The organism is Acinetobacter baumannii, assembly GCF_009759685.1.
GTDB lineage: Bacteria > Pseudomonadota > Gammaproteobacteria > Pseudomonadales > Moraxellaceae > Acinetobacter > Acinetobacter baumannii.
Map to the genome: position 1 here is coordinate 406,736 of NZ_CP046654.1, position 25,690 is coordinate 432,425.

The 25,690-nt window shown below is 37.9% G+C and carries 21 protein-coding genes and 2 pseudogenes; 12 read left to right on the forward strand and 11 right to left on the reverse strand.

The genetic code is table 11. From position 1 onward, the window contains the following. Positions 1-15: 15 nt before the first annotated feature. Complete coding sequence (locus tag GO593_RS02015) at positions 16-825, reverse strand: alpha/beta fold hydrolase (protein ID WP_000114071.1); 810 nt, start codon at positions 823-825, stop codon at positions 16-18. An 18-nt stretch (positions 826-843) separates the two neighbouring features. Beyond that, positions 844-1,860 (reverse strand): signal peptide peptidase SppA, encoded by a 1,017-nt coding sequence (sppA, locus tag GO593_RS02020; protein ID WP_001286607.1) that lies wholly within the window; start codon positions 1,858-1,860, stop codon positions 844-846. 136 nt (positions 1,861-1,996) lie between these two features. Between sppA and GO593_RS02025 the strand changes: the two genes are divergently transcribed. Then, positions 1,997-2,980 carry a lysophospholipid acyltransferase family protein gene (locus tag GO593_RS02025; RefSeq protein ID WP_001984639.1) on the forward strand — a complete coding sequence of 328 codons (984 nt, stop codon included), beginning with the start codon at positions 1,997-1,999 and terminating at the stop codon, positions 2,978-2,980. Here GO593_RS02025 and GO593_RS02030 read toward each other — a convergent pair. From GO593_RS02030 to GO593_RS02040, 3 genes are all read right to left on the reverse strand, one after another. Further along, positions 2,933-5,365: a DNA internalization-related competence protein ComEC/Rec2 gene (locus tag GO593_RS02030; RefSeq protein ID WP_000472725.1), complete on the reverse strand. Its 2,433-nt coding sequence runs from the start codon at positions 5,363-5,365 to the stop codon at positions 2,933-2,935. The genes GO593_RS02025 and GO593_RS02030 overlap by 48 nt on opposite strands. A gap of 84 nt (positions 5,366-5,449) precedes the next feature. Continuing rightward, positions 5,450-6,136, reverse strand: a complete 687-nt coding sequence (lolD, locus tag GO593_RS02035) for a lipoprotein-releasing ABC transporter ATP-binding protein LolD (RefSeq protein ID WP_000049406.1) — start codon at positions 6,134-6,136, stop codon at positions 5,450-5,452. Further along, a complete protein-coding gene (locus GO593_RS02040; protein WP_001984636.1) occupies positions 6,129-7,364 on the reverse strand; it encodes a lipoprotein-releasing ABC transporter permease subunit in 1,236 nt (411 codons plus the stop codon). The genes lolD and GO593_RS02040 overlap by 8 nt, the downstream gene beginning before the upstream one ends. A gap of 137 nt (positions 7,365-7,501) precedes the next feature. On the opposite strand from GO593_RS02040, the pseudogene GO593_RS19360 reads away from it, so the two are divergent. Continuing rightward, positions 7,502-7,582, forward strand: a pseudogene (locus GO593_RS19360) (PilZ domain-containing protein); the annotation flags it as partial. Positions 7,583-7,611: 29 nt separating this feature from the next. Here the strand turns inward: GO593_RS19360 and GO593_RS02045 are convergent. Both GO593_RS02045 and GO593_RS02050 read right to left on the reverse strand, forming a co-directional pair. Next, the gene (locus tag GO593_RS02045; RefSeq protein WP_001140081.1) at positions 7,612-8,520 is read right to left on the reverse strand and encodes a DMT family transporter; all 909 of its coding nucleotides are present in this window, start codon (positions 8,518-8,520) and stop codon (positions 7,612-7,614) included. Between the two features lie 10 nt (positions 8,521-8,530). Beyond that, positions 8,531-9,016, reverse strand: a complete 486-nt coding sequence (locus GO593_RS02050) for a YaiI/YqxD family protein (protein WP_001985538.1) — start codon at positions 9,014-9,016, stop codon at positions 8,531-8,533. A 256-nt stretch (positions 9,017-9,272) separates the two neighbouring features. On the opposite strand from GO593_RS02050, the gene GO593_RS02055 reads away from it, so the two are divergent. Together GO593_RS02055 and GO593_RS19035 are read left to right on the forward strand one after the other, a co-directional pair. Then, positions 9,273-10,214, forward strand: coding sequence for a hypothetical protein (locus GO593_RS02055; protein ID WP_000795874.1), 942 nt, complete (start codon positions 9,273-9,275; stop codon positions 10,212-10,214). A 33-nt stretch (positions 10,215-10,247) separates the two neighbouring features. Continuing rightward, positions 10,248-10,394, forward strand: coding sequence for a hypothetical protein (locus GO593_RS19035; protein WP_000691794.1), 147 nt, complete (start codon positions 10,248-10,250; stop codon positions 10,392-10,394). Between the two features lie 57 nt (positions 10,395-10,451). On the opposite strand, the gene serC is transcribed toward GO593_RS19035, so the two are convergent. Beyond that, the gene (serC, locus tag GO593_RS02060) at positions 10,452-11,531 is read right to left on the reverse strand and encodes a 3-phosphoserine/phosphohydroxythreonine transaminase (protein WP_001203181.1); all 1,080 of its coding nucleotides are present in this window, start codon (positions 11,529-11,531) and stop codon (positions 10,452-10,454) included. A gap of 380 nt (positions 11,532-11,911) precedes the next feature. Here serC and GO593_RS02065 point away from each other — a divergent pair, with 380 nt between their 5' ends. The 8 genes and pseudogenes from GO593_RS02065 (at position 11,912) to GO593_RS02100 (ending at position 20,827) form a co-directional block, all read left to right on the forward strand. Further along, entirely contained in the window at positions 11,912-13,399 is a 1,488-nt protein-coding gene (locus GO593_RS02065) for a TolC family protein (protein ID WP_001142049.1), read from the forward strand. Between the two features lie 12 nt (positions 13,400-13,411). After that, positions 13,412-14,533, forward strand: coding sequence for an HlyD family secretion protein (locus tag GO593_RS02070; protein ID WP_001070868.1), 1,122 nt, complete (start codon positions 13,412-13,414; stop codon positions 14,531-14,533). Positions 14,534-14,596: 63 nt separating this feature from the next. Then, positions 14,597-15,667: an ABC transporter permease gene (locus GO593_RS02075; RefSeq protein ID WP_000258018.1), complete on the forward strand. Its 1,071-nt coding sequence runs from the start codon at positions 14,597-14,599 to the stop codon at positions 15,665-15,667. Beyond that, positions 15,664-16,755: an A1S_2622 family ABC transporter permease subunit gene (locus GO593_RS02080; RefSeq protein WP_000657715.1), complete on the forward strand. Its 1,092-nt coding sequence runs from the start codon at positions 15,664-15,666 to the stop codon at positions 16,753-16,755. Before GO593_RS02075 ends, GO593_RS02080 begins: the two co-directional genes overlap by 4 nt. 265 nt (positions 16,756-17,020) lie before the next feature. Next, positions 17,021-17,815 (forward strand): ChbG/HpnK family deacetylase, encoded by a 795-nt coding sequence (locus GO593_RS02085; RefSeq protein ID WP_001140931.1) that lies wholly within the window; start codon positions 17,021-17,023, stop codon positions 17,813-17,815. Next, positions 17,812-18,792 carry a glycosyltransferase family 2 protein gene (locus GO593_RS02090; RefSeq protein WP_001022407.1) on the forward strand — a complete coding sequence of 327 codons (981 nt, stop codon included), beginning with the start codon at positions 17,812-17,814 and terminating at the stop codon, positions 18,790-18,792. Before GO593_RS02085 ends, GO593_RS02090 begins: the two co-directional genes overlap by 4 nt. Continuing rightward, on the forward strand, positions 18,792-19,172 hold the full coding sequence (locus GO593_RS02095; protein ID WP_000457358.1) for a GtrA family protein: 381 nt from the start codon (positions 18,792-18,794) through the stop codon (positions 19,170-19,172). The genes GO593_RS02090 and GO593_RS02095 overlap by 1 nt, the downstream gene beginning before the upstream one ends. A gap of 9 nt (positions 19,173-19,181) precedes the next feature. Continuing rightward, a pseudogene (locus GO593_RS02100) lies at positions 19,182-20,827 on the forward strand (ArnT family glycosyltransferase). A 52-nt stretch (positions 20,828-20,879) separates the two neighbouring features. Here GO593_RS02100 and gyrA read toward each other — a convergent pair. The 3 genes from gyrA to GO593_RS02115 all read right to left on the reverse strand — a co-directional run bounded on the left by gyrA (position 20,880) and on the right by GO593_RS02115 (position 25,660). Continuing rightward, positions 20,880-23,594, reverse strand: a complete 2,715-nt coding sequence (gyrA, locus tag GO593_RS02105) for a DNA gyrase subunit A (RefSeq protein WP_000116449.1) — start codon at positions 23,592-23,594, stop codon at positions 20,880-20,882. Positions 23,595-23,960: 366 nt separating this feature from the next. Then, the gene (locus tag GO593_RS02110) at positions 23,961-24,893 is read right to left on the reverse strand and encodes an electron transfer flavoprotein subunit alpha/FixB family protein (RefSeq protein WP_000025985.1); all 933 of its coding nucleotides are present in this window, start codon (positions 24,891-24,893) and stop codon (positions 23,961-23,963) included. Between the two features lie 17 nt (positions 24,894-24,910). Continuing rightward, on the reverse strand, positions 24,911-25,660 hold the full coding sequence (locus GO593_RS02115; protein ID WP_000646179.1) for an electron transfer flavoprotein subunit beta/FixA family protein: 750 nt from the start codon (positions 25,658-25,660) through the stop codon (positions 24,911-24,913). Positions 25,661-25,690: the final 30 nt, after the last annotated feature.

Consider the following 25,690-nt stretch of genomic DNA (forward strand, 5'->3'; position numbering starts at 1 on the left):
TTTGCGAAAGCTTTATTAGCGTGAATTACGGTGAATAAGTTCCTTAATATAATTCACTGTATCAATCGGATGCTCTAGAGGGAACATATGCCCTCCTTCAACAACACTAAATGGAATCCCCATTTTGCGTTTTGCCATTTGAGGAAAACCTCTTTTTAAAAAGGCGCTCTCTTTTCCTACAACTAAATGTACTGGCATTTTCGGTTTTGGCATGGGTAACCACCACCAAGAAGGGTTTTTACGGAAAATCGCAACTTCATCTTCACGGGAAATAGTTAATGTTACACCACCACGTACCGAGTCTTCTTTCAAAGCATAGTCAATATAGGCTTGAAAGCAGTCTTCATCAAAGTCTTTATAAAAACCTTTTGGGCGTAACAATGCAGCTGCTTGCTCACGTGATTCCCAATGCTCGCGACGACGTGCAGATAAACCCGCTGGTGTCATATCATCAACTATTTTGGGTTTAAATAATTTTGCCATATGAAAAGCAAAAGAATATCTACCCAAAATAAGAGGCGGATCTAACATGATCACTTGTGAGAACAGCTCAGGCCGTCTAAAAGAGGCCATTAAAGTTAAAACTGAACCGAGTGAATGGCCCAGTCCAATCACTTTTCGCCCCTTCGCTTGACGTACAATACTATCAATTACCTGATCAACCAAAAAAGGCCAATGATTGGTAATCGGATAACGTTTGTCAGGTCCAATGAGTGGAACATAAATTACGTCATACTCATCTTTTAATTGATCAAACAATTTTTGATACACCATAGATGGCACGCCGTTGGCATGCGCAAAGTGTATAACCGGTTTTACTGACATACCGCTATCCTGCTTAAATTATTGTAGTTTTGCGTCCTGACTTGTTTGTAAGCGTTCAGCAACCGACTCACTTAAACCTTTCCCCATTTCTGATCCCATTCGCCCTAGAATGGATTGTAATGGGTTACGTTCAATCGTGTAGTCAACTTTATTATCAAGCTTCAGTTCACGCATCAAGCTTGTAATGTTACCTGAACGGTCAGCTACGCCTAACTGAATTGCTTGCTCGCCAGTCCAGAAAAGACCAGAGAAAATAGCAGGATCATTAGATTTTAAGCGTTTCCCACGCCCTTCTTTGACCGCGTTAATAAAGTGAGTATGAACATTATCGAGTACAGATTGGATATGTTGTCTTTGTACAGGATTAATCGGTTTTGTCATACTTAAAATGTCTTTATTCGTCCCCGCTGTAAGAGTTCGGTCTTCAATTCCTAGTTTTTGAGCTAAACCAGTAATGCCATAGTTTGGCATAATGACACCAATTGAACCTACCAAACTTGATGGATTCACAATAATTTCATCGGCAGCAGAAGCAATATAATAAGCACCCGAAGCACCCATATCGCCAATTACCGCATAGACTTTCTTGTCAGGATGCTCTTTTTTCAAATAGCGAATTTCCTGCCAGATTTCATCTGACTGAACAGGTGAACCACCAGGAGAATTAATATTAAGGGCAATTGCTTTACTATTCGATGCCTCAAAAGCACGTTTAAGCGCTTTGTTTGTATCTTCACTATTCACAGCCTGATTGCTTGAAGCATCAATAGTTCCAATAATATCAACCACTGCAAGGTGAGCACTGCTACTACTTGCTGTAGAGCCATCTTTAGTGGTCGAACAGCCTTTGCCCATTAAGACGATAATGAACAATAGATAAATAAAAGTAAGTGTTTTAAAGAATATACCCCAGCGACGACTACGGCGTTGTTCTTCTACAGAAGCCAGTACAGCTTTCTCAAGGATTTGCCATTCCGGTCCGTTCTGTTTAGGGATTATAGGTTCATTTTGTGGTTTTGGTGGCCAATCGGACATAAAATTCCAATCCAAATCAATCGAAATGATGTCATTATATACGTTGATTTGATAAAAACTGTCTAAATAATATGATTTCATTTATAATATTTTTGTCTTTTTTTACTTGTTGTTTCTTCCTTACTTACTGCTATAGATGACTAGACCAGATTCAAAAAGCATGAACTATCAATTACTCAAAACATTTAGCCGCCAACCCATTCAATTTGGGCGTTTTCTTGCTCGTCTGTTAGCAGGACTTGTAAATACTCTAAAAATTACTAGAACATCAAAAAGTATTGAGCTTAACTTAAGAATTGCGCTTCCATATTTAACACCTCAGCAGCGTATAGCGATTACAGAAAAAGCTGTAAGAAACGAATTAACTTCATATTTTGAGTTTTTAAGTATTTGGGGCTCATCAAATAGTAAAAATATCTCACGCATTCACCGTATTGAAGGTGAACATTTTTTTCATGAAGCATTAGCTGCAAAAAAAGGTGTAGTTCTTATTGTTCCACATTTTGGTACGTGGGAAGTCATGAATGCATGGTGTGCTCAATTCACATCAATGACCATTTTATATAAACCCGTTAAAAATGCTGATGCAGACCGTTTTGTGCGAGAAGCCCGTAGCCGTGAACAAGCGAATCTCGTCCCTACCGATGAAAGCGGTGTAAGACAAATTTTTAAAGCATTAAAACAAGGTGAAACGACAGTAATTTTGCCGGATCATACCCCTAATGTGGGTGGAGATATGGTGAACTATTTTGGTGTTCCACTTGCCTCAAGTAATTTAAGCGCAAAACTCATCCAGAAAACTAAAGCAAAAGCTCTGTTTCTTTATGCGATCCGTAACGAAAACGATGGCTTTACCATGCATATCGAGCCAATGGATGAGAAAATCTATGAGGGTACTGCGGACGATGGAACGTATGTCATCCATCAAGCGATTGAGCAACTCATTTATCAATATCCAGAACACTATCACTGGAGCTATAAACGTTTTAAAGCGAACCCTGCTTTAGACAATATCTATAATATCGATCCGACAGAAGCACTTAAAATTGTAGATAGGCTCAAAGCAGAAGCTTTAAAAACCTCTACTCAACCAGAGCCTATCCAAACGTCGGTCATGTAAAACTATTTTGTGGTTTTCCAACACAAAACTTAAGGTTCCTTGTTCCACAGTGCTTTTTAGCGGAATATGTAGAGCTTTTAAACGTGCTATAACTTGTTGGCTAGGATGGCCATAACGGTTATCAAACCCTGCCGATGCAATGGCCAGTTTAGGTTTTAAGGTCGCCAAGAAATCATAAGCCGAACTGTGCTTACTTCCATGATGCCCTAGCACCAACACATCTATCTTCAAGTTAGGATAATCTTTTAATAACTCGTATTCAGCTTCCCATCCAGCATCGCCCATAATAAGAAAATTTTGGTAACCACCAACTTTTTTAAATTGAAGATATACAACACAAGAATATTGATTCTGATTAGAAGCAACAAAAGCCAGATCTTTTTCTTTAGGCCATAAAATTTGAATATCTAACTCAGGATAATGCCATTGTTGCCCTTGATAGCAATATTGGAATGGTTGCTTTAAATCATTTGGTAATTGTTCATTCGAAATAAGCTGCTTTACAGGAATCTCTTGTTGAATAAGAGGAAACGCGCCACTATGGTCTTGATCAAGATGGGATAGCACAACATGATCTAGTTGTCTTACGCCTTGCTGACGTAGAAAAGGCACTACAACATTTTGTCCAATACTAAATATTTTTTCATCGTAAGAACCGCCTGTGTCAATTAACCAGTTTTGTTCGGGATGTTGTAGAAAAATAGCCTGCCCCTGCCCAACATCTAAAATATTAAGCTGAATTTGCTGACTCGTTTTGTTCATAATAACTAAGGGTAAACAACATAATATTCCCCAAGTTTTGGGCAGAATTCCTTTAGGTAAAAATAAAATAATAATGGCACAACTAATCGCTAATAAAGACAGTGGCGTCAAGCTTATACCTTGTAATGGTAAAGAGAGTTTTTCTAATAAGCCCAAACAACTCAGCAATATGCTGAGCAACATATCATTGAAATGAAAAAGCATATTTCCAAATGGTTTTATTACAAACCATGCGCAAGCAGCCATGATGTTTAAAGGGACAATAACACCCCCAACAATAGGCACGGCAATAATATTGGTTAATGGAGCAACCCAAGAAATTTGTTGAAAGAAAAGTAAGGTTAAAGGACTCAATGCAATAAATATTTTGCCTTGAGATTCAATTAACACCTTACTCATAAAAATCATTTTTGAACTCAGACTCAAAAAATGTTGCTCAGGTAGCTGCGCTATAGTTTGGTAAATTCTTAATAAAATAAAACATGCCCCATAAGACAGCCAAAAACCTGCAGAAAGCACACTAAACGGGTCCATTAGCAACAGTAGACTTGCACTATATACGAGTAATGTAAAAGGTTTAATAGGTTGTTTTAATAATAGAAAACCAATAAATATAAATGCTGATAATAATGTTCGTAGTGCAGGAATTTCGAAACCTACAAATGCAGTATAAATTAAAACACCAAGGCAGCATGGTACAGCCATCAAAACCTGTTTCGGTTTCCATAAATAAATTTGAGGATAATAACGACTAATAAATTGATGACATGCCCAAGATAACATAATGGCAAAAATGAGCACATGTGGGCCTGAGATCGCCAATAAATGACTAATTCCTAATTGTTTGAACTGTAGTTGAGTTTCATCTGATAAAAGACTTTCATCACCTGTCAGCAAAGCTAAAATTAAACCCTTTTGCTGTAAAGATGAGCTGTTTAATATTTGCCTAAAAGTTAAGCGAAGTTTTTCTATATTTAAACGAAAACTATTGGAAAAAGACTGTTGTTCTTTTAAATGTTGCTGATAGCCTAATCGATAGATTTCATCAAGGCTTAAAGGCTCAATATATCTCACGTTAAAACCAGACATAATATTTCGCTGAATAAACCACTTTTCCTGATCAAAAGCTCCTGGGGTGGCATAACTATGCGCAGGTCTTGTTTTTCCAGATATTCGATAATAGTGACCTAATTCAAGATTCTGATTATTCTTTAATAAATTTTGATTATTACTTTTTAAATATAGCAACCAATTCACCGGTTCTTTAGAAAGATTTAGAACTTGTGCAGTTTGTTGAACCTTATTATCTTTTTCTTCACTTAAACGGTTTATATAAACAATAATGTCGAGATTTCGGGTATCTGTTTCTCTTTGTTCTAATCGTTCAATCAGTGCTTTTTCAGCATAGTGGTAACCAACCATAAAAAGACTTGTTGTACATAATAAGCAAAACACTGCCTTTAAAAATGGTCGATCACCGAACATGGGGCGTTTATAAAGATAAAAAATAAAGGCAAGTAACAGTAGAGCCTTGCCCACTTTTTCATATTGCATGATTAAAGGGAAATCTATTCCCATCAATGCAATACCGCCAATCCACCCCAATAGAATAATCTTAAACATTGAAAATCTAGTCATTATCATTTTAGGGGCAAAATTAAAGCCCAACTCAGTGGGCTTTAACAATGTGATTTAATGACAATTTTTTTAAGAACCGTTTACCCACAGCCCATCTTCCATATGTAAGATTGAATCTGCTGCCTGAGCTAATTGCTCATCATGGGTCACAATTAACATTGCCATGTTTAGTTCTTTCTTAAGATCGGTAAGCAACTCGAAAATACCTACTGCTGTTTTACGATCTAGGTTACCCGTAGGCTCATCAGCTAGTACTACCGCAGGCTTAGTCACTAATGCACGAGCAAGTGCAACACGTTGACGCTCACCACCTGAAAGTTCACCTGGTTTATGGTCCATACGATGAGATAGCCCAACTCGATCTAGCAAATATTCAGCCTGCGCCTTTACCGACTTATATTGACTGTCTGCTCGAAGCATTAAAGGCATCGCTACATTTTCAAGAGCGGTAAATTCAGGTAATAAATGGTGGAACTGGTAAACAAAACCTAAGTATTGGTTACGTTGAAAGCCACGTTCCGCTTCACCCAAGTTATCAAAGCGCTGACCATTCAAAAATACCTGTCCTTTAGTCGGCTGATCTAAGCCACCAAGTACATGCAACAAAGTACTTTTACCTGAACCACTTGCTCCGACAATAGATACAAACTGCCCTGCTTCCACTTGTAAAGAGAGACCTTTAATGACTTCAACCTTAGATTTACCGTCATCAAAATGTTTATAAATATCTTTTGCTTCTAAAACGACTTTACTCATAACGCAATGCCTCGGCAGGTTGAACTTTGGCTGCACGAAGCGCCGGATAAATAGTTGCCAAGAAACTTAAGAGTAAAGAAACAATCACAATGATTGTCACGTCTTGCCATCTTAAGTAAGAAGGTAAGTAATGTACAAAATAGGCATCGAACAGATTAAGTCCGAGAACATTATTAAACCAAGAAATAATATCGCTGATCGTAAGTGCCAGAATAACCCCTAAAACCGTACCCGCAACTGTACCGATCACACCAATAACCGTACCTTGCACCATAAAGATTTTAGTAATCATAGATGGCGATGCACCTAAAGTACGTAAAATTGCAATGTCTGATTTTTTGTCAGTCACGACCATAACTAAAGACGAAACAATGTTAAATGCAGCAACTACAATAATTAGTACAAGCAATAAACCGACTAATGTTTTTTCCATTTGGATGGCATTAAATAAGTTGCCATGTGTATAGGTCCAGTTTGTTGCGTAGAAATTACTTGGCAAATTCTTCACAATGTCATCGGCAACTTGAGGAGCGGCAAAAATGTCATCTAATTTTAGACGAACGCCTTGAGCGCCATCAGGTAAACGCAATAAAGTTGAAGCATCATATAAAGCAATGTATCCAACCATCGAGTCAACTTCAGCACCTACACTGAAAATACCCACCACTTTAAAGCGTTTAAAACGAGGTACAACACCAGCTGGAGATGGAGTCGCTTCAGGTAAAACCAATGTCACGCTATCGTTTAGACGTAAGCCAAGCGAATCGGCCATGTCTTTACCAAGTACGATACCGAATTCACCTTTTTTAAGTGAGTCGAGGCTACCGGCAACAATATGATTTTGAATGATAGAGACATTCTTTTCATATTTAGGGTCAATACCCGTCACCATAATACCTGCCACTTGCCCTTGAGCAGTTAACATACCTTGCAATTGGGTAAAAGGTGCAACTCCAGTCACGTGGGGATGATTTTCAACTCGTTTAACCAGTTCAGGCCAATCCGTAAGGATTTGCGTCGATGAAACTGTCGCTTGCGGTACCATTCCCAAAACACGATTTTTTAATTCGCGGTCGAAACCGTTCATTACAGAAAGTACCGTAATTAGTACAGCGACACCAAGTGTCAAACCGACCATCGAAACCAATGCAATAAAAGAAATAAAATGATTACTGCGTCGAGCGCGAGTATATCTCAACCCTATATACAGTGAGATTGGTTTAAACATACCTTCTAAATCCAAGGTCATTGATGGAAAAAGAGAAGTGTTCATTCACACTTCTTATTTAGCCATATCGTTAGATGCTGTATTAAGGCTTAAAAATCAGTAAGTTCTGATCTATCCTTAACAATCCTAATATTATATTGCTGCGCTATTTTCTACTACTTAAGATATGAGATCAATTTGATCATGCATTTAGCTACGAATTAGAACAATTTAATGAATAAGCTCAACAAATTACCCTCATCTTCTCCTACTTAGACTTAATATGTTGAGCAAAATTACGATTTGCTTGAATGTCTTTATAAAAATATAGAAATAGACCAAATAAGATAATGAAAGCTCCCACAAAAACCATAATCGACAATTGTTCATGGTTTAAAACAGCTCCAATGATCATTGCTAGCATTGGTGTAATGACTGTCGTTAACGATAAAGTGGTCGGTTTTATATTCTGAACAAGTTTGAAATAACAGAACATAGCCACAAGTGAAGCCATCAGAACTGTATAAATTAATGCAAATAAAGATTTAGCTTGTGGTAAATGAGTCGGTGCATATTGCCAAATAAATGGAATAAGGCAGCTTGCCAAAATTGAAGAAACCAAGATCGAACCAGTCGCCTGAGCCATTGGCTGAATTTTGGCATTCACTTTCTTTACCCAAAATATAGAAAATGAATAAACAAAAACGCTGACCAACATTAAGACAATGCCAAATGGATGCACATGTTGATTTGAACCATTTAAACAAATGATCGCTAGTCCACAAACAGCAACAACCATACCTAGCCACTGCAATTTAAAAAGATACTGACCAAAAGCAAAACGACCAATCAACCCAGCCATAATAGGCGCTAGACCAAACATCAAGGCAATCATGCCAGAACTTAAATATTGGGTCGCAGCATAGGTAAAAATTTGCGAGCCGATTAAACTAAAAGACCCTGCAAAATAACTATGTAAAGCTTGTTTATGAGTTGGAAAAGAAGTTTTTAGAACAAGTAAAACAATAACCGACAGAGGCAAAGCTATATAAAACCGTAACAGTAAAGCCCACATGACATGTAAGTCAGATACGCTCCATACAATGGCTAAAGGTGTCGTTGCCCAGATAAATACAAGCAAGACATAAGTTGAAGCCAAGTTGGTTTGGGATGGCATAAGAGGCTCACTAAGCAGTTTTACGTTTTTGCTTTAAAATCGTTTGGTCGAGTGCACTAGAAAATTCGCGCTTATCACGTTCTGAAATAGGTGGTGGACCACCCGTCTGTACTCCTGCGCCGCGCAGCGTATCCATAAAATCACGTAAGTGCAAACGTGCTTTTACGTTCGCTGTGGTATACACCTCACCACGTGGGTGAATCGCAATACCACCTTTCTCAATAACTTGAGCTGCGAGTGGAATATCTTGCGTAATGACAATGTCATTTTCAGACATACGATTCACAATTTCCTGATCGGCTTGATCGGCTCCACTTAAAACTTGCAGAGATTTAATACGCACTGAAGGGGTAATACCGACATTTTGATTGGCTACAAAAATCACTTCTAATTGATAACGATCCGAAGCTCTTAAAATGACTTCACGCAAAATTTTAGGTAATGCATCTGCGTCTACCCACAACTTGAATGGCAGCACGTTATTCTCTATTTCCACTAAAAATATAAGTCTAACAGATGCATTTCATTAGAGAATAGCGCTAAATATAAAACTTGTTTTTTAAATTTAATTTGAACAATACGTTAATGATTATTTATATGCACTCTTAACAACACATGTTTTGCTAGATGGAGAACTTTTTAATAACTAAATACGTGCTTTTACAAGAGAATTTACATATGTTGACTTGAAAAATAGCAATTACCCTCGATTTAATATATCAAGTGAGATAAACCCAACATCAATCGTACCTATGAAAAATCAAAACAGTCCAGAAGTTATTACGGTAAACGACCAAAATTTTGGTAGTCATGGAGAGCATTGGAATCTACTGACTTCCCATCCAGAGACAGATGTACCAAAATGGCTTGGACTAGCGCTTGATGCTCCTGTAATGCCAATGGGTTTATGCCAAAATGAAGACGAAATGGATCAATCTTTTTGGCTCATTCAAGGCCCACAAGGTCAGAAGGTCACCATTAATCAAATTATTGCAGTTGAAAATCAAAAACCTCGCGCTTTAAAAACTGCCTTCCCGAGTTTTGATAGTCCCTATCAATATAATGCCCAAATTGAGCGCATCATTACTTGTGACTCTGCTACTCAAGCAGTATTAAGTTTAAAATTAAATAAAAGTACAACGATTTATGCATTTGATAATTTATTTAGCGTTAATCGTTGCCAATATGATAAAACCCAAACTTATCAAGTCCAATTTAATGCATGGGCCTATGAATTAGAATCAGTGCCTGCGGGAGAAACAATTGTCGTAGATGATCCAGCGTCAATTAAACATCACCGTGCATTAAATGCGATTTTAACTGAGCATAATGGAATTGCACCCGAAAACCTACAAGAACTGATTAATGAATGGCAACCAAAAACTAAAGAAGATCAAGAACCTGTAACGGTTGATTTTTCTAAAATGGTTGCATATTTATATGGAGAAAATCTTGGTCAAGAAGATGAAGCTTGGTTCCAAGGTAATATTGTCGGTAAAACTTCAATGTCATTTATGGGTGCAGAATATACCCTTTATGATGTCACTTTAGTTTTAGAAGACAACCTTCCTGCCATATTAGTGCGCATTGCTACAAAAAATGATTTGTACAAAAACTTTAATATTGGTGAATATATTCGTGGCAATATCTGGATTCAGGCGAATATTTATGCTAAAAATAGTGAAACTAATTGAATTTCACTAATATTTTAAAAATTAGGCTATTGAATGAAGATTATACCTGAACAAACCACCAGCCTCATTCAAACTAGTAACCCACGTATAAGGGTCGATACTGGTGCGTTTTGCTTTTTCGTTTTAGGTATGTTCTTAGCCGCAATTATGATACATCAATTTGGTTTTATGCCTTTTTAATTGATCATTTATATAAAAATAAAGCCCTCTTTTTGAGGGCTTTATTCATTTTATGACTTAACCATTACGTTTAGCAAAATCATCCATAAAGCGGATAAGCGCCTGAACGCCTTCTAATGGTACAGCGTTATAAATACTTGCACGCATACCACCTACTGAGCGGTGACCTGCCAAGTTCAATAAGTGATTTGCTTCAGCTTCTTTCAAGAATTGCTTTTCTAAAGCTTCATCTGCCAAAGTAAATGGTACATTCATGATTGAACGATTTGGAATAGCAATCGGGTTATTATAAAAGTCGCTTGAATCGATATAGCCATAGAGTAACTGAGCTTTTTCAAGGTTAACTTTATGGATAGCATCTACCCCACCCTGCTCTAGTAACCATTCAAATACTAAACCAGACAAGTACCAAGCATAAGTCGATGGTGTATTTACCATAGAGCCATTCTTGGCTTGATCAGCATATTTTAAAATGCTTGGAATTTCTGCTTTAGCTTGATCCAGTAAGTCATCACGGATAATAACAATTGTTAAACCAGCAGGACCAATATTTTTTTGCGCACCTGCATAGATGAGACCAAATTTCGAAACATCAAGTGGAGCAGATAAAATGCTTGATGAGAAGTCACATACCAGTGGTGCTTTAACATCAGGAACACCAGCAAACTGTAAACCGCCAATTGTTTCGTTATCAGCATAATGGACATAAGCTGCATCGTCAGACAAGTTCCATTCGCTTTGCTCAGAAATGGCGAACTTACCGTCTACTTTAATACCAGCTTCTACAACATTAATATCGCCATAACGTTTTGCTTCTTTTAAAGCTTTTTCAGACCAAATTCCAGTATGGATATAATCTGCTTTGTTATTTTTTCCAAGCAGGTTTAAAGGAATTGCTGAAAATTGTAATGACGCGCCACCTTGTAAAAATAGCACTTTATAGTTTTCAGGAATATTCATGAGCTTACGCAAATCTGCTTCAGCTTTTTCCGCAACAGCAACATAGTCAGCACTACGGTGACTCATTTCCATGATGGATAGACCCTTACCTTGCCAATCCAACAATTCTTGTTGAGCTTTTTCTAAAACGGCAGTAGGTAATGCAGCAGGACCAGCACAGAAATTGTACGCGCGCATGATTTTTCCCTTGTAAAAGTGAAACACAATAAAAAAAGGCATTTAACCACAGATTGCTTAAGGTTGCAGCAGCTTCTCTAGTAAATATTTCAATGCTAGGGCGTATTTAGGCCTATTTTTTCAATAACTATTTTATTTATTTCCTTGCTTTCACTTATTTTTTTTATAAGTTTTATTAAATAAAGTTCAACTTGACTTGTGAATATAGTTTCCCATACTGTGATAAACATATAAAAACTTGCTGTATGATTTTCCATCAAGCAAAAATAAACTCAAAATCATTTTGTGCTTTTATACAATTGTATAATAAACAATATGATAATTGAATTTAATAACAAGAAATTTAAACTATAAGGGATGATCAAAAATTGTTATATAAAATGCCAACACATCAATATCGACAGTCTAAACGTCCTTTTTTGTTTAAACCCAATTACCTTGCGTTGGTATTGGGAGTATTAATTGCAACGCCTATTTATGCGCAAAGTTTAAGTTATGCTGAAGCAGAACAACAGGCTTTAAAAAGCTCATACAGCACTCAAGCCAACCAAGCATTACAACAAGCCTCTCAGTTAGAAGCCGAAGCGGTAAAAGGTTTAGGACTCCCCAGAGTTGATTTAAATGTGAGAGCATATGCTTTTCATAGTGAAACAGATGTACCCTTAGGCTCTTTTAAACAAAAACTTGAAAATGATTTAAGCCAAGGACTCAATGATAAATTATCCCAGTGGAACAATGTCATTCCATCAGATGTTTTAGGTCAAGTTCAAGAAGGCTCAAACCAAATCATACATGACGGTATAAACCGTTTTCCTGACTACGCTAATTTGACTGTAGAAGACCAAGTAGTCCGACCATCTATTTCAGTGGTGATGCCGCTCTACACAGGGGGCTTAACAACTAGTGCCAAAAAAATAGCCAACATTCAGGCTCAACGCTCCGAGCTTTCAAGCCAACAACAACAAGATATCCAGCGCTTCGAAGTCGTACAAAGTTATTTTAATGTGCAATTACAACAACAACTGGTCGCAAGTAGTCTATTTAACTTTAATGCAATGCAAAAACATTACAGCAATGCGTTAAAGCTCGAACAGCAAGGTTTTATTAGTAAAGGGCAACGTATGCAGTTTGAAGTTGCTCGTAACAATGCCGAACGAACTCTACAAAATGCGCAGGCAAATCTGAATGCTAGCCAATTTAATTTAAACAATCTTTTGCACCAGCAAAATAATGCTGATTTAAGTACTCCTCTTTTTGTAAATACTGTTCGTAGCCAATCGTTAGAATCTCTTTTAAGCAGTTACTCTCAAAAATCTAGCCTTGTGCAAAAAATGCAGTTAGACACTCAATTGGCAAATGCAAATATTCAGGCTCAACAAGCAGCAAAAAAACCGAGTCTTTTCGCTTTTGGTGAGTATTCACTCGATGAAAATGAAAACTGGATTGTAGGTGTTATGGCAAAATACAATCTGTTTTCTGGCGTAGATAAAAATAAGAATATTCATGCTGCCGAGTTAAAACGTTATGCTTCAGAACTCATGACTGAACGAACTAAACAAGAGATTGAAGCATTATTGAATAAGTCTTATAACGAGCTCAATTCAGCACAGCAAAGTCATACGCTATTGCAAAGGAATATCAGCGCAGCTCAAGAAAACCTACGTATTCAGGAACTTTCTTTCCGAGAAGGCATGGGTACAGCGACTCAAGTGATCGATGCACAAAATGCATTAAGTGCTTTAAAAACAGAAATGGCTTTAAATGCTTATAAATATGTCATGTCGCTCGCAACGCTATTACAAAGCCATGGTTCTATGGACCAGTTTAAAGCTTATGTGACTCAACCACACACTGACTATATCCGCTAATGGGGGCATAACATGAATCAAGACTCAGCTCATTCAGAACAAAATTCTCCTGTTGCGGATACGGCAGAAAATCACCAAAATCAGCAGAATACTCAAACCGACAATACTCAAGAAGTAAAAACGAGTAAAAGTGATTCTCAACCTCCTAAAAATTCGAAAATTAAACTAATTATTGTGGTCGTGGTTATTGCTCTATTAGGTTTAATCATTTTCGGTTTGTGGAAAAGCTATCAACCTAAGCCTATTGAATTACAAGGCCGAGTTGAGGCTGAAACAGTTCATGTCAGTACTAAGGTTCCGAGCCGTATTGAAGAAATTTATGTGCAAGAGGGGCAGAAAATTTCCAAAGGTCAGCCCCTTGTTCGTTTAGTCAGCCCTGAAATAGAAGCTAAAAAACAACAAGCCTTAGCCACCCTACAATCGGCTTTGGCATTTCAATCTACGGTAGACCGAGGCTCTCAACAGGAAAATATTGATACTCTTTATGCCAATTGGCAGAGTATGAAAGCACAGGCAAACCTTGCTAAAACCACTTATCAACGTGGAGAAAATTTATATAGACAAGGTGTTATTTCTCGTCAAAGAAGAGATGAGATGTTAGCCGCACAGACTTCTGCTCAAGAGTTAAGTGAAGCAGCTTATCAACAATATGCTCGAGCAAAGCGCGGAAGTACCAGTCAGCAGAAATCTACAGCGGATGCACAAGTTGAGATTGCAAAAGCCGCGGTAAGTGAAGCTCAAGCACTTGAGGCAGAAACTCGTTTACTTGCTCCTATTTCAGGTACAGTTTCAAAAACTTATGGCAAACCTTCTGAACTTGTTGCTATGGGTGTACCTGTTGTCAGCATTTTAGAAGATGATGATTTGTGGGTTAGTTTAAATGTCGGTGAAAACCAATACGCTTCTGTTTATAAAAACAAAACGCTAGAAGGTTTCATTCCTGCGCTGAATCAAACTGTGATGTTTAAAGTGAAAAATATTGATGCCGAAGGTGAATTTGCCACCATTAAAACCACACGTCAGACCGGTGGTTATGACATTCGTAGTTTTAAATTACATTTGGTGCCTGAACGTCCTGTCAAAGACTTAAAAGTTGGCATGAGTGTTCTATTTAAAATTAAAGAAGAAAAATAAAACATGTTTGCCAGCATATTACGTGAACTAAACTATTTAAGAAGCAATAAATGGGATTTGTGTATGGTGACACTCATCCCTGCTTTTATCATTTTTTTGTTTAGCAGCATGTTTTATGCAGGTAAAGCTGAACATTTACCCATTGCCATTATTGATCAAGACCAGAGTGAACTGAGCCGTAATATTGGAAAGTATCTTTCGCTAAATCATACAGTCGATGTAAAAACAATTACTACAAGCTCAAGTGAAGCCGAGAGATTACTCAATGAAACCAAAATATGGGGTTATATTTTTATTCCGGATGGTGCCGAAAAACGTTTTGTGAAAGCTAAAGATGCTCAAATCAGTATTGCTTTTAACCAATCTTTTTTTAGTGTCGGGAACACGATTTCCTCGGCGATGTTAGTCAGCACTCTCAATGCTTTAGCAGACTATGCTGGCCAGAATTATCTTGCAAATAATATTCCCTATATAGATGTACCTACAGCACACGTCAAAATTTCAACGCTTTATAACCCGAGTATGAGCTATGAGTTCTATTTAGAACCCTTCATGGTTCCAGCCGTATTACATTTATTACTATGTTGCTGTGTGGCATTTGCCATTGGACAAGAAATTAAACGCGGCACACTAACACAGTGGGTGAACCGAGAAAGTTTTATTCAAGGCTTATTGGCTAAAAATTTGCTGTATAGCTTTATTTTCTGTTTCTGGACTTGGTTATGGATGTTTTGGCTGGTTGAAATTCGAGGCTGGTTTGTAGCAGGTTCACTAAGTTTCTTATTAGCTGCTCAGTTCTTGCTTTATTTTTCCTATGCTTTAATTAGTAGTACCGTCATTCTCGCGACCAAAAATTTAAGTAAAACTTTTGGTTTTATTGCAGTATATGGCGGATCTTCTTTAAGTTTTGCAGGCGTTACTCTACCTTTAAATAATGCACCGATTTTCACTAAATTTTGGTCATTGATAATTCCGTACACCCCTTATGCAAAGCTCCAGACCGAACAATGGGTGATTGGAAGTCCACTTTTCATTTCAATGTCTCCTTTCTTAATACTTATTGGCTACTGCCTTATTTATTTCTTTTTAAGTTGTTTGCTGCTTAAAAAACTGGTTCAAGGAGCAACACCATGAAGGAATTTTTAAAGGCTTACGTTCAAACATTTAAAGATATTGTGAGTAACAGTTCAGTTTTCACAACACTTATTTTATCCGTCATTCTTTATAGTTTTTTTTATCCGACAGCCTATAAAGCTGAGCGCGCAGAATCAATTCCAATTGTCATTGTTGATGAAGAACAAAGTCTTTTAACTTCTCAAGTCATTGGTCAAACAGCCAATAGCCCTCACGTTAAAATTGTTGATGTCACTGGTAATTTTCTTGAAGCTGAACAAATGGTTCGCGAACAAAAAGCCGATGGTATTTTACTTTTACCAAGCAATTTAACGCAGAGCTTACGCCGCGGAGAAACTGGCGGAATCGGCTTATACTTAAGCACAACCAACTTTTTAAAAACTAAAGAAATTGGGTTAGGTCTTGCCACTTCTATTGAAGCAACCTTAAAGGAATATATTGAAAGGTTTGGACAACGTACACACTTCCAGCCTGCTCTTTCTATTCACCAAATGCCTTTATTTAATACGCTTTCAGGCTACGGTAGTTATATTTTTCCTGCAGTTGCATCACTTATTATTCACCAAACAATTGTGTTAGGTCTGGCCATGCTGGTTGCAAGTTACCGCGAACAACATGAAAAAATTACCCCTATTCGTTTTGCAGGAATTTTTGCCAGTATCTTTACAATTGGTTGTTTAGGAAGTTTTTATCTTTTTGGTTTTACCTTGTGGTTCAATGACTATCCACACGGTGGAAACTTTGTCGGTTTGCTAGTCGCCGTTCCTATTTTTATTAGCTGTGTAATTGGATTAGGTATGCTGATTGGCTCACTTTTAGATATACCGGAACGTGCTGGACATATTATTGTATTTAGCTCAGTTCCTCTTTTCTTATTAACTGGTGCCGCCTGGCCTCATCAAGCCATGCCTGAATGGTTGCAATGGTTTGCTTGGTGTTTACCCTCTACATACGCCGTACAGATGTTTGTACAACTTAATCAAATGGGCGTTCCTTTAAATGTCGTGGCCCCGAAATTAATTTTTCTTGCGACTATTGGGGTTATATTTTTAATTACTGCCTATTCACGTTTAAAAGTATCTAAATAAACTTATTCATAGGCTAATCAAAGTGTACAAATTATATTTTTAATTACTATAAAATCTTATAGTTAAAGCTTATTTCTTAAAAAAATTGACTTAAATTTTATAAAAAATCAAATAAATTCAATAAATTAATTTACATCAATTGTCATAAAACCTTAAGAAAACTTTAAGTTGGAATTAAGGAAATTTCTCCATATTAAAAAACGTATAGTTTTTCAGCAGCTAAGCAGAATAATTCTGTAACCCTGCCCTATGGTGGAATTTAAATATGGCAAAGGTGTGCTATTGCGCAGATGACTTTGCAATGAATGCAGAAATATCTGACGCAATTATTCAACTTATTGAACAAGGTGCGCTTCAAGCCACCTCATGTATGACCCAATCTGATTTATGGGAAACTGCTGCTGCCAAATTAAAACCGTTTAGTGATCGAGTTGATTTCGGTTTACATCTAAATCTTACCCATGCTTTCGCTTCGGGTAATCTGGTTTTTCCCTTACCTATGCTTATAGTCCGAGCATGGTCTGCAAGTCTTAATCGCGAATTAATCACTCAATGTATTGAGGAGCAATGGGACTTATTTGTTTCAGTATTAGGAAAACAACCTGACTTTATAGATGGTCATCAACACATTCATCAATTTCCATTTATACGTGATATTTTGCTGCAATTACTAAAAGAGAAAAAATTTACGGGTTGGATTCGAAATTTACAACAACCGATCAATCCCCCTCATTACCGTTTTAAAGCTCGTATGCTCTCAGCATTAGGTTCTAACTCTTTGGCAAAAGCTTGCCAGACATATCACTTTAATCAAAATGGCCAATTTGCTGGCATCTATGATTTCAAACTGACCAATTATGGCGAACTCAATCAATATTGGCTTGCGAATGCAAAAGACCATTTACTGATTATGTGCCATCCAGCACTTGCACAATCAAAGGATCAAGATCCAATTCAACACGCCCGAATTCAAGAATATCAATACTTCAGTTCGGATCAGTTCCAACTTGATTGTCAACAATACGGTATCCAGCTCACCAGACTAGGGGCAATGCAATGAATATAAAACCCTTTTTATCCTGCGTTGTTCCAGCCTACAACGAAGCAGAGAATTTAAAAACCTTTATTCCTGCTTTAGCAAATAGTCTAAAACAGCAAAATCTTAGCTATGAAATTATTGTGGTAGATGATGGAAGTAAAGACGATACCATTCCAATTTTACAAACAATGATTGAGGATTATCCTTTAGTTGTGCTGGAGCTTTCACGGAACTTTGGCAAAGAAGCAGCTTTAAGTGCCGGTTTAGACCATGTGACTGGTGAAGTCGCTCTACTGATTGATGCTGATTTTCAACATCCATTTGAAGCAATTCCAACCATGATTAATCTTTGGAAAAATGGTTATGACATGGTCTATGGTATTCGTAATCGTACAACCGAATCATGGCTTAAACGTGTTTTAACCCAAGCTTATTACCGTATTTTAAACTTAAGTTCACCTATTGATATTCCAGAAAGTGCTGGAGATTTCCGACTTCTTGATGCAAAAGTTGTTGAAGCCATCAAACAGTTACCAGAAAAAAATCGTTATATGAAAGGTCTATATGCTTGGGTTGGCTTTAAAAGTATAGGCATTAATTTTTCTGAGCAAGAACGTCAACATGGCCGTTCTAGCTTCAACTTAAAATCTCTTTTTAACTTGGCCATGTCAGGTTTAACGGGTTTTTCTGATTTACCTTTACGCGTATGTATTTACTTAGGTGCAATTCTGGCCTTAGGTGCGATGAGCTACGGAGTGTGGATTATCATTAAAACTTTGATTGAGGGAATTTCTATTCCAGGCTGGGCAACACTTGCGGCAGGTATGACGCTATTAGGTGGCATACAATTGTTATTCATAGGAATTTTAGGTGAATACATTGGCCGCATTTATGCTGAAGTTAAAAACCGCCCAAAATATATTATTTCTACCGAACATTCTCGTACTAAGCAGGAACATTCAATCGCCCACCAAGAAAATACGTTCTCTAGTTTCTAATGTTTGCTCATATTCTTCAGTTTGCGCGGTTTACTACTACAGGGACCGCAGCAGCACTTACTCATTATAGTATAGCCATGCTTCTATTTAAGAAACATGTTGCACTGCAATATGCCAATTTATGCGCTTTTCTACTCGCCTATTGGGTGAGCTATTTTGGGCACCGCGTTTTTACGTTTAAAGCGCAACATCTTACGCATCGGCAGACTCTCCCAAAATTCACGTTGGTTGCCGGCTTAGGTTTTTTATTTAATGAAAGTTTTCTTTTACTTTCAAACCTCTATTTTAACGTACCTGTTTCAACCTTAGTGTGTACTGCAATTGTTCTGACATCTATGGTGACTTTTTTACTTAACCGTTTTTTTGCATTTCAACATTAAGGATTATGTATGCAGCAATGGCTTCGTAGTTCCAAATTTTTATTAATATTCTTACCGATTTGGCTATTTGTTTTGTCTTGGATTAGACCATTATCTGTACCAGATGAAGGCCGCTACGGAGATATTAGCCGTACTATGTTCGAATCTGGAGACTGGTTAACTCCACGAATCGATGGCTTACCTTTCATGCATAAGCCTCCTTTACTACATTGGTTAAGTTCTATGTTTATGGAGCTTTTTGGTGTGCATGTATGGGTGTTACGTTTAGTACCTGTTTTGGCTGGTACCCTCATGTTAGTGGGATTATTTTTATTCGTAAAAAAGCATATTTCAGAAAGCGTTGCACAACTTACCGTTATTATTTTAGCCACTAACCTGCTTTTTTTTGGTAGTAGCCAATATATTAACCATGATTTACTGCTCGCCTCTTGGATCACCATTAGTGTTTTATGTTTTGTTGACTTCACCATTTCTGCACAGAAATCTATTTTATTTTTAGGTTATATCGCTGGTGCAGCAGCCTTCTTAAGCAAAGGTTTAATTGGGATTTTAATTCCCGGGATGATTCTTTTACCGTGGTTAATTTACACCAAGCAATGGAAGAAAATACCTTCTCTTCTTAATCCATTGGCTATCTTGTTATTTCTACTCATCGTTAGTCCTTGGCTCTACTTAGTACAAAGTAAATATCCTCAATTTTTACACTATTTTTTATTGATCAACAATTTAATCGTTTTAGTTCAAAAGAGTTTAATAACAAACAGCCATGGTGCTTTTATCTTATGATTTTATTTGTCAGTTTTTTACCATGGCTTTTTGCGAGTAGATTTACGTCTATAAAAACCATTTTTAAAGATTATAAATCATGCTCTTTACTTGCCCTATTTGTATGGTGGTTTGTTTCTGTTACGGTTTTCTTCTCTATTCCGCCTTCTAAGCTAGCAGGCTATATTTTACCTGCTGTTCCGCCTCTTGCCATTTTCTTCGCGCTTGTGATGAATAAGGTTCTTGAAAGCAGTAATAAAACCAGATTGCAGACTTGGGGTATTCCTGTATTTACTATACTTGTTGGAATTGGCGTTAGTGCAATACCACATTTTATTCGTGCACATCAGCCTTTTTTCCAAAACCAAGCCATATTTATTTATCTCATTGGTGCCTTATTAATTGTGCTTCCACTTGTGTTAGTTGGGCTATATAAAAAACAGAAATTGAAATATTTGACCTATATTTTTATAAGTTTAATTGTTCTATGTAGTGCAGTCCCATTTGCTGTTCGTATTTTAGATACCAAAAACAATGTAGGCCAAACAGATTTTGCTGAGTACATTGCCCCATCTACAAAAATCGTTTTCTACAATTATTATTTCTATGATGTTCCATTCCTTTTAAAACTTAAGCAGCCCGTTTATATCGTAAACCAATGGGATACTGTACATTCAGATAGTGCCTCTTTAGAAATTAAAGATGGTTTGTTATTTGAACCGCAACTCAAAAAGTACTTGTGGAGCGAACAGCAGCTTCAAGATGCTCTAATGCAAAAACAAGATCTGATCGTGATAAGTCAACCTCATAATTTTGCAACTAAAGACCCGTCAGTAAAAACTTTGCATTACAAAAACTATGATGTGTTTATTTTCCATCCCTCGAAATAAACCAGAAATAAAAAAAGGAAGCCGAAGCTTCCTTTTTTTATTTTAAAACGTTTTACTCTTCAGAAGTATCTTCATTATTAGATACAGCTTCTTCGCTATCAGTTTCAGTCGTATCTACTTCACCTTCAAGAAGTTCTTCTTCGTCTTCTACAGCTTCAATTGAAACTACGCCAACGAGCGTTTCTTCTTCGCTTAAACGGATCAGACGAACACCTTGAGCATTACGGCCTGTCATTGCAACTTCTGCAGCACGCGTACGAACAAGCGTACCACCATCAGAAATTAATAATAACTCTTTGGTTTCATCAATAGAAACTGCACCAACTAGCTCACCGTTACGTTCACTTGTCTTGATCGCAATAACACCCTTACCACCACGTTTCTTGGTCGGGAAGTCATTTACTGGAGTACGTTTACCATAGCCGTTGGCACTCGCACACAGTACTTCACCTGTCTCAGGCACAACAACAAGCGATACGATGCGACTTACTAGACTTGAATCTGCTGAATCATCATTATCATCTGAATCATCATTTTCTACATCTGCATCTTCTTCACTTAAGGTGCTGCTTGCAAAGCTTACACGCATACCACGTACACCTTTCGCTGTACGACCCATTGCACGTACGTCAGTTTCAGCAAAACGAATTGCTTTACCTTCGTTAGAGAACAACATGATTTGCTGATTACCATCAGTAATCGCAACACCAATTAAGGTATCTTCTTCATTAAGTTCAATAGCACGTAGACCATTTGAACGAATGTTTGCAAATTGTTCTAACTCAACACGCTTAACCGTACCAGAAGCTGTCGCCATAAACACATAGTGGTTTTCCGGGAACTCGGTTAACGGCAAGATTGCAGTTACGGTTTCTGTTGCATCTAGAGGTAACAAGTTCACGATTGGACGGCCTTTTGCCCCACGTGATGCTTGAGGAACTTCAAATACTTTCAGACGATACACTTTACCCACATTGGTAAAGCAAAGTACGGTCGCATGGTTCGATGCCACAATCAGATGTTGAATAAAGTCATCATCTTTCATTGAGGTTGCAGACTTACCACGTCCACCACGGCGCTGTGCCTGATAGTCTGAAAGTGGTTGAGTTTTTGCATAACCCGTTTGCGAAACCGTTAATACCACTTGCTCTTCAGGAATTAAATCTTCACGGCAGAAATCCACACGAGATTCAACAATTTCGGTACGACGTGCATCGCCATATTGTTGTAAAACTTGTGCCAACTCTTCGCGAATAACACCCATTAACAAGTTAAAGTCATTTAAAATTGCAGTAAGTTCAGCAATTTGACCTAAAATTTCAGTATATTCCGCATGTAACTTGTCTTGTTCAAGACCAGTTAAACGGTGTAAACGTAATTCTAAAATTGCGCCTACTTGTGTTGGTGACAGACGATAAATTGAATCACTTAAACCAAATGGACGATTTGGATCTTCACCTTCAATTTCATCTGGGCGAACAGAAATTGCACCAGCTTTTTCAAGTAGTGCAACAACGCCACCACCAGCCCACTCTCCCGCAAGTAAACGCTCACGCGCTTCAGCAGGGTTTGCAGAAGTTTTGATGGTTTCAATAATTTCATCAATATTGGCTAAAGCAACTGTCAAGCCTTCCAAGATATGACCACGTTCACGTGCTTTACGTAATTCGAACATGGTACGGCGTGTCACAACTTCTTGGCGGTGACGAATAAATGCCGCAATAATATCTTTTAGATTCATCAATTTTGGTTGTCCATTGTCTAGACAAACCATGTTGATGCTGAATGAGTTTTCAAGCTGGGTATTTAAGAATAAGTTATTTACAACGACTTCTGCGTTTTCACCGCGTTTCAAGTCAATTGCAATACGCATACCTTCTTTATCTGACTCATCACGAAGTTCTGAAATACCTTCAAGCTTTTTCTCTTTTACTAACTCGGCAATACGTTCAATAACTCTTGCTTTGTTTACTTGATATGGAATTTCAGTAAAGACGATGGTTGTACGACCTGTCTTTTCATCTTCTTCGAAATGGTATTTACCACGAATGTGTAAACGACCTTTACCGGTACGGTAGGCATCAACAATACCTGATTTACCGTAGATAATACCGCCTGTAGGGAAATCAGGACCGGTAATGTATTCCATCAATCCTTCAATCGAGATATTCGGATTATCAGCATAAGCCAAACAAGCATTCACAACTTCTGTCATGTTGTGTGGTGCCATGTTAGTTGCCATACCTACAGCAATACCCGCAGCACCGTTGATTAACAAGTTTGGAACACGTGTCGGAAGTACTTCAGGGATACGTTCCGAACCGTCGTAGTTATCTTCCCAGTCAACTGTGTCTTTTTCTAAATCTGCAAGAAGCTCATGTGCCAGCTTAGTCATACGGACTTCGGTATAACGCATTGCCGCGGCGCTATCGCCATCGATCGAACCGAAGTTACCCTGACCATCAACCAATAAATAACGTAAGCTAAAGTCTTGAGCCATACGAACAATGGTTTCATAAACAGCTGAGTCACCATGCGGGTGATATTTACCGATTACGTCCCCAACGACACGAGCAGATTTCTTGTAGGCTTTGTTATAGTCATTGCCCAATTCGTGCATGGCATAAAGCACACGACGGTGAACAGGTTTAAGACCGTCTCTCACATCCGGCAATGCACGAGATACAATTACACTCATCGCGTAATCTAAATATGAATGCTTGAGTTCGTCCTCAATGGCAATCGGTCGGATTTCCGATACGCTCATGCATACTCCTTCTTACAGATAGATATTTCTATCCGTTTATATGTCTTGATCTTGCAAAAAATTTAGTTCCGGAAAGTGAACTAAAATCGAAAAAAATATAGCTGTATACTATAGCATAAAAGCGCTTTGTAATGTGCGGAATCTACACTGCCAATCTGGTGATATTTGTATAATTTAATTGCATATTATTCTACTCTTTTAGCTGCAATCATTATCTTCATGCCTAATCAAAACTATGTGAATTTTATTTTATAAAAATCAAACATCCAAAGCATAAATTTTCTAATTTTTACTTCTAACTTCAGACTGTAAAAACAAAAAACCCCTAGTTCAAAACTAGGGGTTTTTAACTTTAATCAATAAAGATTAAAGCTTAGATACCAACTCTGGTACTACAGCGTTCAAATCACCAACTAACCAGTAGTCAGCAACGCTGTTGATTGGTGCTTCTTCGTCTTTGTTGATAGCAACAATAACTTTAGAATCTTTCATACCAGCCAAGTGCTGGATCGCACCAGAAATACCTACAGCAATGTAAAGCTCAGGTGCAACGATTTTACCAGTTTGACCAACTTGGAAGTCGTTAGGTACAAAGCCTGCATCAACTGCTGCACGTGAAGCACCTTGTGCTGCACCAAGCTTGTCAGCTAATGGGTCAAGTACTTTGTGGTAGTTCTCACCAGAACCTACACCACGACCACCAGAAACTACAATACGAGCCGCAGTTAATTCTGGACGATCAAGTTTAACGATTTCTTCAGATACAAACTTAGAAACACCAGCATCTTTTACTTCGCCAACTGTTTCAACAGCAGCTGAACCACCTTCCGCAGCAACTGGATCAAATGCTGTACCACGAACAGTACCAACAATGATTGCTTCGTCAGATTGAACAGTTGCAATTGCGTTACCAGCATAGATTGGACGCTTGAATGTGTTCGCAGATTCAACAGAAATAATGTCTGTGATCATGCTTACATCAAGAAGCGCAGCAACGCGTGGAAGAATGTTCTTACCAGTTGTAGTAGAAGCAGCTAAAACGTATTTGTAACCTTTAGCCAAGTCAGCAACTAAGCCAGCTACGTTTTCAGCTAATTGGTTTGCATAAGCAGCGTTGTCAGCAAGTAATACTTTGCTCACACCAGCAACTTTAGCAGCAGCGTCAGCAACTGCTTGAGCGCCTGAACCAGCAACTAATACAGTAATATCACCACCGATTTTTTGAGCTGCAGCAACAACGTTTAAAGTAGCACCGTTAAGTGTCTGGTTGTTGTGATCAGCGATAACTAAAATACTCATGATTTTATCCTTCCGTATTAGATCACTTTCGCTTCATTTTTCAATTTTTCAACAAGCTCATCTACAGATTTCACTTGTACACCAGCTTTACGTTCTGCAGGCGCTTCAACTTTAATCGTTTTAAGCTTAGTACCAGCTGTAACACCGTAATCAGCAGGAGATTTTGTATCAAGCGGTTTTTTACGAGCTTTCATGATGTTAGGCAATGCAGCGTAACGTGGCTCGTTTAAACGCAAGTCAGTTGTAATGATTGCAGGAAGTGCAAGTTCAACAGTTTGTAAACCACCGTCGATTTCACGAGTCACTTGTACTTTACCGCCATCCACTTTCACTTCAGAAGCAAACGTACCTTGACCAGCGCCTAATAATGCACCAAGCATTTGACCTACTTGGTTAGAGTCATCATCAATTGCTTGTTTACCAAGAAGGATAAGTTCTGGTTTTTCAGCGTCAACAACACCTTTTAAGATTTTAGCAACTTCTAGAGCGCCAATTTCGTCAGTAGTTTCAACTAAAATACCGCGGTCTGCACCCAAAGCCATTGCAGAACGGATTTGTTCTTGAGCTTCTTTAGGACCAATAGAAACAACAACGATTTCTGATACTGTTCCTTTTTCTTTTAAGCGAACCGCTTCTTCCACTGCGATTTCACAAAATGGGTTAATTGACATTTTAACGTTGGTAAGGTCAACCCCACTATTGTCCGGCTTAACACGAACTTTAACGTTGGCATCAACCACACGTTTTACAGCAACAAGAGCCTTCATGTAATCCTCGGCTGTTCTAGCAAAAGTAAA

What these genes read in the sequence shown, in the direction of transcription:
- GO593_RS02045 (WP_001140081.1), bottom strand. Translation starts at nt 8,520, where the DNA reads ATGCCATCCCAAACCAACTTGGCTTCAACTTATGTCTTGCTTGTATTT.
- gyrA (WP_000116449.1), bottom strand. Translation starts at nt 23,594, where the DNA reads ATGAGCGTATCGGAAATCCGACCGATTGCCATTGAGGACGAACTCAAG.
- GO593_RS02040 (WP_001984636.1), bottom strand. Translation starts at nt 7,364, where the DNA reads ATGTTTAAACCAATCTCACTGTATATAGGGTTGAGATATACTCGCGCT.
- GO593_RS02055 (WP_000795874.1), top strand. Translation starts at nt 9,273, where the DNA reads ATGAAAAATCAAAACAGTCCAGAAGTTATTACGGTAAACGACCAAAAT.
- lolD (WP_000049406.1), bottom strand. Translation starts at nt 6,136, where the DNA reads ATGAGTAAAGTCGTTTTAGAAGCAAAAGATATTTATAAACATTTTGAT.
- GO593_RS02025 (WP_001984639.1), top strand. Translation starts at nt 1,997, where the DNA reads ATGACTAGACCAGATTCAAAAAGCATGAACTATCAATTACTCAAAACA.
- GO593_RS02015 (WP_000114071.1), bottom strand. Translation starts at nt 825, where the DNA reads ATGTCAGTAAAACCGGTTATACACTTTGCGCATGCCAACGGCGTGCCA.
- GO593_RS02095 (WP_000457358.1), top strand. Translation starts at nt 18,792, where the DNA reads ATGTTTGCTCATATTCTTCAGTTTGCGCGGTTTACTACTACAGGGACC.
- GO593_RS02110 (WP_000025985.1), bottom strand. Translation starts at nt 24,893, where the DNA reads ATGAGTATTTTAGTTATCGCTGATCACAACAACCAGACACTTAACGGT.
- GO593_RS02080 (WP_000657715.1), top strand. Translation starts at nt 15,664, where the DNA reads ATGAAGGAATTTTTAAAGGCTTACGTTCAAACATTTAAAGATATTGTG.
- serC (WP_001203181.1), bottom strand. Translation starts at nt 11,531, where the DNA reads ATGCGCGCGTACAATTTCTGTGCTGGTCCTGCTGCATTACCTACTGCC.
- GO593_RS02085 (WP_001140931.1), top strand. Translation starts at nt 17,021, where the DNA reads ATGGCAAAGGTGTGCTATTGCGCAGATGACTTTGCAATGAATGCAGAA.
- GO593_RS19035 (WP_000691794.1), top strand. Translation starts at nt 10,248, where the DNA reads ATGAAGATTATACCTGAACAAACCACCAGCCTCATTCAAACTAGTAAC.
- GO593_RS02070 (WP_001070868.1), top strand. Translation starts at nt 13,412, where the DNA reads ATGAATCAAGACTCAGCTCATTCAGAACAAAATTCTCCTGTTGCGGAT.
- sppA (WP_001286607.1), bottom strand. Translation starts at nt 1,860, where the DNA reads ATGTCCGATTGGCCACCAAAACCACAAAATGAACCTATAATCCCTAAA.
- GO593_RS02115 (WP_000646179.1), bottom strand. Translation starts at nt 25,660, where the DNA reads ATGAAGGCTCTTGTTGCTGTAAAACGTGTGGTTGATGCCAACGTTAAA.
- GO593_RS02065 (WP_001142049.1), top strand. Translation starts at nt 11,912, where the DNA reads ATGCCAACACATCAATATCGACAGTCTAAACGTCCTTTTTTGTTTAAA.
- GO593_RS02075 (WP_000258018.1), top strand. Translation starts at nt 14,597, where the DNA reads ATGGTGACACTCATCCCTGCTTTTATCATTTTTTTGTTTAGCAGCATG.
- GO593_RS02090 (WP_001022407.1), top strand. Translation starts at nt 17,812, where the DNA reads ATGAATATAAAACCCTTTTTATCCTGCGTTGTTCCAGCCTACAACGAA.
- GO593_RS02030 (WP_000472725.1), bottom strand. Translation starts at nt 5,365, where the DNA reads ATGTTTAAGATTATTCTATTGGGGTGGATTGGCGGTATTGCATTGATG.